This window comes from Pelistega europaea (assembly GCF_013133775.1).
GTDB classification, from domain to species: domain Bacteria; phylum Pseudomonadota; class Gammaproteobacteria; order Burkholderiales; family Burkholderiaceae_B; genus Taylorella; species Taylorella europaea.
Map to the genome: position 1 here is coordinate 72804 of NZ_JABGBO010000012.1, position 10872 is coordinate 83675.

The following is a 10872-nucleotide window of genomic DNA, read 5'->3' on the forward strand; positions in this document are numbered from 1 at the left end:
AACATCCATCAAGTGACAGTACTAAAATGATAACCTGACACTAACTATGGGATTTTACCACTTTGTCTATAGTCTCCTTAAAATCTGAGAGTGATTTACAGAGTTTTTTCGTGTGCAAATCGGGAAATTCTTGGAAAATCTCCATTAGCCATATACGGTAGGCTTTTTCAATTCTATGGTAATGCCGTAATCCTTTAGATGTGAGACGAATAAAGGTACTACGTCGATCAGATTCATTAGTGATACGTTCAACAAGTAAATCTTTCTCTAGTTGTAGTGCGATGGAGGTTATATTGCCATTACTGACCATTAAGATGGAGGAGAGATCCCCCATTTTGAGTCCCTTGCGGTGAAGTGCTAATTGTGCCATCACATCAAAACGAGGTAGGGTTGTATTAAATTGTAGACGTAGTTTGTCACGTATGTGGTTTTGGAGTTTGTTGTGACAGCCTTGTAGTTGTAGCCATAGTTTCATCTTATCGCAGATTTCTGTGCTAATGCGAGCATCTCTCTCAAACTTCATAATACCTCCTCTCTTACCATCATTGTTTTAAAATTAAATTAAACATAGTTATACGAGAAAAAACAGTGTCTTTAAACTAGGACTAATCCTTATAAGATAAAAGGGAGTACAATGTCGGTTTGAATGTGAGTTTTATTAATAGGTCTAATGATGGTTCAAGAAGCAGTGAGTGTGGTGGATTATCCCATCGCCAGTGTTAATGAGATTGTAGAAGATTTACGTCAAGGCAAAATGGTCATCTTAGTAGATGAAGAAGACAGAGAAAATGAGGGGGACTTGCTGATGGCCGCCGATTTCGTAACGCCTGAGGCGATTAATTTCATGGTGACTCATGCAAGAGGGTTGGTGTGTTTAACTCTTACCCAAGAGCGGTGTGAGCAATTGGATTTGCCACTGATGACAACCCGTAATGGCTCTGGATTTGGTACAAATTTTACGCTTTCTATTGAAGCAGCAGAGGGCGTGACTACAGGGATTTCTGCTGCCGATCGTGCGCGCACAATTAAAGCAGCCGTGGCCCCCAATGCTAAACCTACCGATATTGTGCATCCTGGACATATTTTTCCTGTGCGTGCAGTTCAAGGGGGAGTGTTGATTCGTGCAGGACACACCGAAGCTGGTTGCGACTTAACACGGATGGCTGGGTTAACTCCAGCGGCAGTTATCTGTGAGGTTTTAAAACCAGACGGTACGATGGCGCGTTTACCAGATTTAAAGGCTTTTGCCAAAGAACATCAAATCAAAATTGGTACGATTGCAGATTTGATTCAATATCGTAGCGAGCATGAGTCTATGGTACAGCGTATTGCCGAAAAGACATTGCAAACTCCGTGGGGGGAATTTAAAGCGATTGCATATCGTGATAAAGCATCTGGAGCCCCTCATATTGCATTAGTACACGGAGAAATCTCTCCTGAGGAAGAGACATTGGTGCGTGTACATGAGCCTGTGACAGCTTTGGATTTTCTTGATACAGAGAGTTGTGCTCATAGTTGGACAATGGACAAGGCATTGACAAAAATTAAAAAAGCTCCTAGCGGTGTTGTTGTGTTGCTTAATGCTCAGGGCTCTGAAACCCGATTGTTTAGTCGTTTGGAATCATGGAATGATGAGACTGCATTATCCAAGAACCATCCCGAACGCTATGACTTGCGAACTTACGGTGTTGGAGCACAGATTTTACGTGATTTACATGTGGGTAAGATGCGTCTACTAGCTGTACCACGTAAAATGCCAAGCATGGCGGGTTACTCGCTTACTATCACTGGATTTGATGCGGGTGATAACGCATAGCGTTTTTGATAAATTTTGATAGTATAATACGGCAATACAGTCGGTGTATTGCCGTTTTTTAATTTAAAAGAAGCCGTTTTCGTTTTTTACGTCTTTCTTAAAAGGAATCCATCATGAAACCCTATACTTTAGAACCCAATCATAACGGTGAAGGTTTGCACATCGGTATTGTGTGCGGTCGCTTTAACGAGGAAATTGGTTTTGCGGAATTAGACGCCTGCTTGGATGAATTGGCTAAGTTGGGTGTTGATGAGCGTCAAATCATGGTTGTAACTGTGCCAGGAGCATTGGAAATTGGTTTGGCTTTGCAACAAATGGCATTGAGCTACGAATTTGATGCTTTAATCGCATTGGGAGCCGTGATTCGTGGTGAGACTTACCATTTTGAAATTGTGAGTAATGAAAGTGCTGCAGCGATTACTCGTGTCGGTTTAGATATGAATATTCCTATTGCTAATGGCATCCTTACTTGCGAAAATGATGAGCAAGCTCAAGAGCGTGCAGAAACCAAAGGGCGTGATTGTGCTATTTGTGCTGTTGAAATGGCAAATCTAGCAGAAGCCTTGATTCCTGAGTCTGATGATGATGAAGACGAGGATGAAGACGATTTTGATGACGAAGAATAATTAGGAATAGAATGAGTATAAAAAATCGAAGTGCTCGCCGTCGAGCTCGTGAGTATGCCCTACAGGGGATTTATGCCTGGATTATTAGTGGTTGTGCTTATCAAGAGCGAGGGGCTATTGATGCACACTTGCGTAATCAGGAAGAGTTTCCTTTAGCTGATGAGACCTGGTATAAGACCATTTTGTATGGGGTTTTTGACCAGGCAGATACCTTGCGTGAGAAGTTTTCCCCGTTTATTGATCGACCTGTTAATGAGCTATCTCCTATTGAGCATGGGGTGCTATTACTCGCCACTTTTGAATTGTCTGAGTTGCAAGAAGTTCCTTATAAAGTGGTGATTAATGAGGCTGTTGAGTTGACTAAGGAGTTTGGGGGTACAGACGGCTTTAAATTTGTCAACGGTGTGTTAGATAAATTGGCTGCTGAGCTTCGTGCTGTAGAGGTTAAAGCTCAACAACGTTAAGTTCTTGCCGTTTTTGGTTTGATAGACACATATAATGCCCCTTTTTATAGCAGAAGGGCATTTTTCTATATCTCACCACTCATTAGAGGCGAGATATACGCAAAGGCGGGTGGTAAGTGAGTGGTGAATTTGATTTAATCCGACGCTATTTTTCCCATACACAAGCACAGCCTGATAATATGGCACGACGTGCAGGTGTTATTCTGGGTGTGGCTGATGACTGTGCTATTTTTACATCTCCCCAAGGTAAACAAATCGCTACAAGTACAGATTTACTTGTAGAAGGGAGACATTTTTTCTCCGATGTGAACCCCTACGCACTAGGACATAAGGCACTAGCAGTTAATTTGTCAGATTTGGCAGCGATGGGAGCCAAGCCAATTGGATGTTTGTTGGGTTTGGCTTTGCCCCGTATTGATGAGGATTGGCTACAAAGGTTTTCTCAAGGTTTTTATCATTTGTCCAATAAAATGGCATGCCCGCTTATTGGGGGTGATACGACCCGTAGTGAGCAGGGAGTGACGATTAGTGTCACCGTGTTTGGTGAAGTGACTCCTCCCTATTTAACTCGTAGTGCCGCTCAGGTTGGGGATGTAATTTGGGTGAGTGGGTATCTAGGGGACGCACATATTGCATTGGAGTGTTTGTTGAAACAGCACCAGGGACAGACTCTGAATGCAATGGAGTTGCACTTGTTGGAACGAACAAGGTCTGCCTTAGAATATCCTCAACCACGTATTAGTCTAGGGCTGGCTTTGCATGGATTGGCGCATGCTATGTTGGATATTTCAGATGGATTGTTACAAGACCTCGGTCATATACTCTCTCAAAGCCAAGTCTGTGCTAAAGTATACGAGGAGAAGTTACCAGTTAGTCCGCATTTGCTGGATATGGATGTTATACAGAGACGAAAGGCAGTGCTGGCTGGTGGTGATGTGTATGAGTTATGCTTTACAGCACCTGCTTCTGCTACGGGAAAGTTGCATGCTTTATCACACCAATTAGCCATACCCCTTACGCCTATTGGTGAAATTTGTGCCAATAAAGAGGGGGCATTAGGGGGACTAGTGGCAGTGGTGGATGCACAAGGTCAACCAGTTAAGTTGGCATCTCATGGATTTGACCATTTTGCCCCTTTTGATAACTAGGTGGAATATACAAATGATACAACAGGTAGAACAACCAATTAATAACCCTACTTTTGCATGGATGAAAGGTTCTATTTTCCGGATAGTGGGGTTTGGTTTTGGGTCTGGGCTGATTAGAAAAGCTCCTGGTACTTGGGGAACCTTAATGGGGTGGGTACTATGGCTATTGATTAGCTTGGTAATGACCAACGACATATTACAAGCTGTTCTTATTTTTGCAGGATTTGCTTTAGGTATTTACGTCTGCCAGCGTGTTGCTAATGATATGGGAATCATGGATCATGGTGGTATTGTTTGGGACGAGATCATTGCGTTTTGGTTAGTATTGTTCGTGATGAGTCCCTTATCCCTTGTTTGGCAGTTAGGGGCTTTTATTATTTTTCGTTTTTTCGATATTGTTAAACCTTGGCCAATTAGCTTTTTTGATGAACGCTTTAAAAATGGTTTTGGTGTCATGTGGGATGATATTGTAGCGGCGGTTTATACGCTTTTTGTGATTGCTGTTTTGGTAAGAGTAATCGGGGTATAAATACTAATAGAGGTATGCCATGAGTGATGAGAGCAACTCTCTTAATCTTCTCTCCCAGAAAGTTGGTGAGGTTTTACTATCGCATCATGCCATGATTTCGACTGCTGAGTCATGTACAGGAGGCTTGGTAGCAAGTACTGTCATAGATACAGCTGGCTCTAGTCAATGGTTTGAGCGTGGATTTGTTACTTATACCAATCAGGCTAAAATGGATGTGCTGGGCGTATCAGCGGACACCTTACAGCAGTATGGTGCAGTAAGCATACAGACAGCAGGCGAAATGGCAACAGGGGTATTGCATAACATACAGACACAGGAAGATTATGCTAATCACTATACGCAATGGGCAGTGAGTACGACTGGGGTTGCTGGCCCTACAGGAGGTACAGCAGAGAAGCCTGTAGGTATGGTCTGTTTTGGTGTTGCACGACGCATGCCACAAGGGGAGGTTGACATTGTTCATACCAGCACAAAAATTTTCTCAGGAGATAGGCTATCCATTCGCCGGCAATCAGTACAGTATGTGTTGGAAGTATTACTTTCCTTGGTAGAGCGGGGGTAAAAAGGATTTCCTGTGTTGCATTCATTGTGTGAAGTGAATGTTTTTAAATCTCTGCACATATCATAATAATCATATCTATCAAATAAACCCTGTGTGATTGTTGTTGTGAATTTTGACAAGAAAAAATGTAGTGAATAACTGCATAAAGATAGGGGTTTTGTTAAAATGTCAAGGTAAAGACTTTCTAAAAACTCACTATGACAACATCAGAAAATCCTTTTAAAAGTAAACGAGGCATTAAGCGAATCTGGAATGCTACTCGTTATTCTCTTCAAGGCTTTCGTGCTGCCTTTACATTTGAAGCTGCATTTAGACAAGAGCTATTTCTCTGCATTTTTTTAGTTCCTTTGGCATTTGTGTTAGGTCAGAGCGGTTTTGAAATTTTATTTTTGTTGTCTACACTTGTGTTAGTGCTTGTAGTTGAATTGCTTAACTCTTCGATAGAGGCTTTAGCTGATCGTATTACCAATGATTTTGACGAATTTATCGGTCGAGCTAAAGATATGGCAAGCGCGGCGATTTTTTTGTGCTTCACTTTTGTGACTGTGACGTGGGTTTATTTTTTAGTAAAACGATTTTTTTAATGCAACAACGCTGTTATGAAATTTACCGATAAACTTAAGGATGCTTGGCAGAAAAATAACTCTTTATTGATGGTGGGACTAGATCCTGACACGAGTCGTTTCCCAGAGGAGTTTAAAAACAATCCTCAAGCAATTTATGATTTTTGTGTAGGGATTGTTGATGCTACTGCTCCTTATGCTTGTGGATTTAAACCGCAGATTGCCTATTTTGCCTCTCAAGGAGCAGAAGAACAGCTGATGGGGATTTGTGAATATATAAAAACGAATTACCCTCATTTGCCCATCGTATTAGACTCTAAGCGTGGTGACATTGGCACAACTGCAGAACATTACGCTCGAGAGGCGTTTGAACGCTATCAGGCTGATGCAATCACTGTCAATCCTTATATGGGGTCAGATTCTATTGACCCTTATTTAGCATGGGAAGATAAAGGGGTTATTATTCTTTGTCGCACCTCAAATCAAGGAGGTTCTGATTTGCAGTTTGCTACGTTAGCAGATGGCACCCCTTTGTATTTATATGTAGCAAAACTTGTTGCTGAAAAATGGAACCGCACAGGTCAATGTGGTCTAGTAGTGGGTGCAACATTCCCTGAAGAGATAGCAAAAGTTCGCCAAGTCGTTGGCTCAGATATGCCCCTGTTGATTCCCGGTATCGGTGCTCAGGGAGGTGATGTGCTCAATACTGTACTAGCAGGCTGTAATGCAGCAGGGGAGGGAGTATTGATTAATTCTTCTCGAGCTATTTTATATGCTAGTGCTGGTAGTGATTGGCGTGAGGCGGCAACTAAAATGGCAATTAATACTCGTGATGAGATTAATCAGGCACGGCATAGTTTGTCACTAGCTCCTCGCTAGGTTGTTTATCGAAGTCGACATATCACCAAGGGTTCATAGTAGTGGTTAGTGAAATATACTACATACGCTGTAGTGGACAATCCATATGTACTATCGATAACTACTAACGATGATAGGCGTTTTTTCATGAGTACTATTAATAGCTACCAACGATGATGAGTGTTTTTAAAATAGTTGGTAGTGATATAAATCTGTCTATTTGCATAGAATTTTTGAAACCTTGCCTAAAACCAAGTTAAAATGAGCAGTAGATTTGGATAACCGTTTTTGCTATTTTAAAGCCTATGTTGCACGAATTAGATCATATTGCTGCTCGGTTGGGGCAGTTATCAGAATTGAGCCATCATTTATTGGCGGAGAGAAATCAATTAAGAGCACGTCTTGAGACTGTTCAGGCTTCAGAGGCCTCTTTGCGTCAACAATTGTCTGAAAAAGAGGCTGAAGTTGAGCAGTTAAGTGCAGATTTGTTGACGCAGACTGAGGGCGTGCGTACGGAAAACGCGACATTGCAGGAACAAGTTCAAAGTTTAAATACCCAAGTTCAGAATTTAGAAAGTGCTCTTGCTAAAGCTAAAACTGATTTAGAAACTTGGAGAGCCAGTGTACAGTCGGTGCGTAATCGCGTATCACATTTATTTGAGAATTTACCCACTAATGCCAATACTTCAGGAGAATAATAATGGAGCGAGTAGAAATTAGTATCCTGGATCGTAATCTTACCTTAAGTGTTGATGCATCAGAGAAAGATAAGTTGTTAACTGCTGTGAAAAATGTGGATCAATTGATGCAATCTATCAAGGCATCTGCTCCCAATCTCAGTGTGGAGCGTATTGCAATTATGGCGAGCATTAAGCTTGCCTCTGATGTGTTAAGTGTGGCTTCTGATGATGGTCCATTTAAGGGTATACAATTTGGTGAATTTCAGGGTAAAATAGAGTCAATCAATGCTTTGTTAGACAGTACTATTGATGAGCTAAAGGCTGTCTGATTTTGAGTGTAGCTTTTGCCCTGCGGTAGTCGTGACCTTGGTCATTCATCTCTTACCTATGCATATGGCACTAAGCAGTAAATCAGTAAAGTGGGAGTGATTGTCGCTTTTGTCCGATGAACCCGAAGCTTTATTCCAGTCTGCTAACTTTGAACTTTAGGGTTCGAGGTGCCGACCTTGACGCTACAGGTGGGGCAACCCTTTTATAAGCGAGTCTTTATGACTCGCTTTTTTTTCATCTGACTTTGCGTTCGATTATTTTAAAGGGTTCTCGTTACTGTACAGTTGTTTTGCTCTATTTCAAAAGACAGCATATTTGCATAAGCTATGGTATCTTGTAAGCCTCAAAATTTTTAGGATTAATGATGTTTATAAGAACTCTAGCTCTTAGTAGCATGGCTACTTTTTGTACACTTCCCGCTTTGGCACAACAGGTTGAAGAGAGTGCCGCCCATACAATGTCTGCTGATGTAGCTGGTCGCCCTCATCTTCGTGGACATACATTGATGATGAATTTGAGTGCTTCAGTTCAAAAAGAAGTTGATGCGGATACTGTAAGATTGGTTTTTTCTAAACAAGTGGTGGGTGATAATCAGCAGCAGCTTACTCAAGAATTAAATAAGGCCATTAACGCGGTGATTGATAAGGGTAAAAAGGTTTCTGAATTGCAGATTTCCAATGGGGATTATGGATTTTGGCAAACTAGTGAAAAGGACAAAAATATTCGTTGGGAAATGCGTGGTGAGGTGATAGTCATTTCTAAAGACTTTCAAAAAGCCCAAGACTTTATCGCCACAGTTAAAGATGATATGACCCTAGATGGGATACAGTTCTTCTTATCCGATGAAAATCGTAAAAAAGTTGAAGATAGCTTGATTACCCAAGCTGCAGCAGATTTTAAATTTAAAGCTGAAACTGCTATGAAATCCTTTGGTTTTACTAATTATCATGTGGTGAATATTAATTTAGGAAATAGCCCTATCAGAGTTCCTCACATGCCAGGCATTGGTTTGATGAGCAAGGCAGCAGCATATGATGGTAACTCTGTAGAACTTTCTAGTACAAAGATTCCTGTATCCTTGAGTATTGAAGGGACTGTGCAAGGATACAATGAAGAGAAATAATTTATAACTTAAAATTTTGTGCTTTATATATCCCTTTGTTGAGCAAGGATGCAATGAAGGGAAGTAATTTATAACGACTTTTTACTAGCTACAATAAACAGTACAATTCCAGCAATAATCATTGGCAATGATAACCATTGCCCCATACTTAAACCTAGAGCAAGAAAACCTAGGAATGCATCAGGCTCGCGAGTGTATTCAACCAAGAAACGGAAAAATCCATACCCGATGAGAAAGAGTGCACTTACTTGCCCAGTGGGGCGTGGTTTACGAGAAAAAATCCACAAAATAATAAATAGTGTGAACCCTTCTAATGACATTTGATAAAGCTGTGAGGGATGACGAATAGCTCCATCGCTATGAGGAAAGACCATTCCCCAAGGAACGTCTGTAACGCGTCCCCAGAGCTCACCGTTAATAAAGTTCCCAATACGACCAAATGCTAATCCAAGAGGTACTAAAGGAGCTACAAAATCGGCAATTTGGAAAAACGTTTTTTGCTCTTTATGGGCAAAATAAAACATGGCAGTGAGTACACCAATCAGCCCACCATGAAAGGACATGCCACCATCCCAAACGGCAAATATTTCTGTAGGATGGGAGAGGTAGAAGGAGGGCTGGTAAAATGCTACATAGCCTAAACGTCCTCCCAAAATAACGCCAAGAATGCCATAGAAAAGCAAGTCTTCAAAACGCTCTTTGGTGATATTCAAAGCACCTTTAGTAATACGGTAGCGTCCTAATCCCCATGCACAAGCAAAGGCGAGTAGATACATTAAGCCATACCAATGAATTTTGATAGGCCCCAGGGCAATAGCAACAGGATCAATTTGAGGAAATGTTAGCATGTAGTTGGTCACTCACTTATCTAATTTATAAAACATGATGCAGTATGATTTTACCTTATTCAATGCAGAAGCATGTAAAACTCTTTTCCTTTAATCAGTTCAATGTGGAAGGAGTAGGAATGTCTGTCATGATAAGAGAGTAGGCTATGCTAACCATAATGACAAAAATAATAAAATCTAATATTTGCCATGACAAAGGCTTTTTAAAGATTGGTTGCAATAAGCGAGCTCCATAACCTAGAGCAAAGAAGAAAATAGTAGAGGCTGTAATATTGCCTAGATAGAAAGCCATTCTGTGTTCTGCATATTTAGTTGCTACCGATCCGATAATAAAAAAACAGTCGATATAAACGTGAGGATTTAACCATGTTAATGCACAAATGATAAGGACTGCCTTTTTAAGTGGCATCTTTTTTTGCTCTGCATCTGTCTGGAGTGATTGACCACCTTTGAAAGCACTTTTCAAATGCAATAAACCGTATACAAATAAGAATGCAGCCCCGATATATTGCATGGCTGTCAAAGCCCATGGCAAGGACAGAATAATGTGACCGAATCCAAAAGTGCCAATGCCGATAATAATCATATCGAAAATGGTACATAAAAAACTAATCCAGAATGTATGTTCTTTTTTTAAGCCTTGCTTAATAATGAAAGCATTTTGAGAGCCTATGGCGACAATCAAGGATAGGCATAATAGAAAACCAGAAATGAAAGCGGTACTCATTGTTAAACTTACTAAATGGGTCAAAACAAAATATGAATGATTTAGCCTCTTATGAGGAAAGTAAATCATGCTATGAATTCGTATAGGTTTCAATAAGGGAAATATGCAGTAGAAAATAGTGTTGTATATTTGCCGCAATTAGCATGGGAGTGACTAGGGGGAAAAACTTACTAGAAAGGAGTTGCATTTTCACAACATTCAAAAAATGGGCATTTGTTGTATTTTTGCTACTATTTATTAGTGGGGGATATAGGGTTAATACGTAGATAGTGGGTTGATTTTTAGGGGGAAATAGGAGGTTTTATGGGGGGGTATAGGAGGGGGGAGAGAGGGGAGGGGGATAGGATTTTTTATCAAAGGGGGTTGCCAAGGGGGTAAAAAGGGTTCATAATGCGAATCTTTCCTGATTCACGCAATCAACAAACTGTTGAGAGGTGAAGAGGGGTCAAGTGAGTGATTGACTGAAAGAAGTTGATTGTGGTTTTAAAAATAAAAAATATTTTTAAAAAGTGCTTGACAGGATGTAGTTAGATAGTTCATAATTACGTTCTTTGCTGCTAACGAGCAATATCGTTAGACGGATTAAGTGATGATTTAA

The 10872-nt window shown here is 40.7% G+C and carries 14 protein-coding genes; 11 read left to right on the plus strand and 3 right to left on the minus strand.

All coding sequences use genetic code 11. The features are described 5' to 3' along the window. Window positions 1–40: 40 nt before the first annotated feature. Window positions 41–523 (minus strand): MarR family winged helix-turn-helix transcriptional regulator, encoded by a 483-nt coding sequence (locus HKX40_RS10140; RefSeq protein WP_171589465.1) that lies wholly within the window; start codon window positions 521–523, stop codon window positions 41–43. 147 nt (window positions 524–670) lie between these two features. On the opposite strand from HKX40_RS10140, the gene ribBA reads away from it, so the two are divergent. From ribBA to HKX40_RS10195, 11 genes are all read left to right on the plus strand, one after another. After that, entirely contained in the window at window positions 671–1816 is a 1146-nt protein-coding gene (ribBA, locus tag HKX40_RS10145; RefSeq protein WP_171589466.1) for a bifunctional 3,4-dihydroxy-2-butanone-4-phosphate synthase/GTP cyclohydrolase II, read from the plus strand. 113 nt (window positions 1817–1929) lie between these two features. Further along, window positions 1930–2442 (plus strand): 6,7-dimethyl-8-ribityllumazine synthase, encoded by a 513-nt coding sequence (gene ribH, locus HKX40_RS10150; protein ID WP_171589467.1) that lies wholly within the window; start codon window positions 1930–1932, stop codon window positions 2440–2442. A gap of 11 nt (window positions 2443–2453) precedes the next feature. Beyond that, window positions 2454–2906 (plus strand): transcription antitermination factor NusB, encoded by a 453-nt coding sequence (nusB, locus tag HKX40_RS10155; protein ID WP_171589468.1) that lies wholly within the window; start codon window positions 2454–2456, stop codon window positions 2904–2906. 116 nt (window positions 2907–3022) lie between these two features. Then, complete coding sequence (thiL, locus tag HKX40_RS10160) at window positions 3023–4054, plus strand: thiamine-phosphate kinase (RefSeq protein WP_171589469.1); 1032 nt, start codon at window positions 3023–3025, stop codon at window positions 4052–4054. Window positions 4055–4067: 13 nt separating this feature from the next. Then, the gene (locus HKX40_RS10165; protein ID WP_171589470.1) at window positions 4068–4583 is read left to right on the plus strand and encodes a phosphatidylglycerophosphatase A family protein; all 516 of its coding nucleotides are present in this window, start codon (window positions 4068–4070) and stop codon (window positions 4581–4583) included. Between the two features lie 19 nt (window positions 4584–4602). Further along, window positions 4603–5145 carry a CinA family protein gene (locus HKX40_RS10170; RefSeq protein WP_171589471.1) on the plus strand — a complete coding sequence of 181 codons (543 nt, stop codon included), beginning with the start codon at window positions 4603–4605 and terminating at the stop codon, window positions 5143–5145. A gap of 197 nt (window positions 5146–5342) precedes the next feature. Next, complete coding sequence (locus HKX40_RS10175; RefSeq protein ID WP_171589472.1) at window positions 5343–5729, plus strand: diacylglycerol kinase; 387 nt, start codon at window positions 5343–5345, stop codon at window positions 5727–5729. A 15-nt stretch (window positions 5730–5744) separates the two neighbouring features. Further along, a complete protein-coding gene (gene pyrF / locus HKX40_RS10180; protein ID WP_171589473.1) occupies window positions 5745–6587 on the plus strand; it encodes an orotidine-5'-phosphate decarboxylase in 843 nt (280 codons plus the stop codon). A 284-nt stretch (window positions 6588–6871) separates the two neighbouring features. Next, window positions 6872–7264, plus strand: coding sequence for a hypothetical protein (locus tag HKX40_RS10185; RefSeq protein ID WP_171589474.1), 393 nt, complete (start codon window positions 6872–6874; stop codon window positions 7262–7264). Between the two features lie 2 nt (window positions 7265–7266). Next, window positions 7267–7575 (plus strand): cell division protein ZapA, encoded by a 309-nt coding sequence (locus HKX40_RS10190; RefSeq protein WP_171589475.1) that lies wholly within the window; start codon window positions 7267–7269, stop codon window positions 7573–7575. Between the two features lie 395 nt (window positions 7576–7970). Further along, complete coding sequence (locus tag HKX40_RS10195; RefSeq protein WP_171589476.1) at window positions 7971–8699, plus strand: SIMPL domain-containing protein; 729 nt, start codon at window positions 7971–7973, stop codon at window positions 8697–8699. Between the two features lie 68 nt (window positions 8700–8767). On the opposite strand, the gene lgt is transcribed toward HKX40_RS10195, so the two are convergent. Together lgt and HKX40_RS10205 are read right to left on the minus strand one after the other, a co-directional pair. Next, window positions 8768–9547 carry a prolipoprotein diacylglyceryl transferase gene (gene lgt / locus HKX40_RS10200; RefSeq protein ID WP_171589477.1) on the minus strand — a complete coding sequence of 260 codons (780 nt, stop codon included), beginning with the start codon at window positions 9545–9547 and terminating at the stop codon, window positions 8768–8770. Between the two features lie 94 nt (window positions 9548–9641). Further along, entirely contained in the window at window positions 9642–10274 is a 633-nt protein-coding gene (locus HKX40_RS10205) for a LysE/ArgO family amino acid transporter (RefSeq protein WP_171589478.1), read from the minus strand. Window positions 10275–10872: the final 598 nt, after the last annotated feature.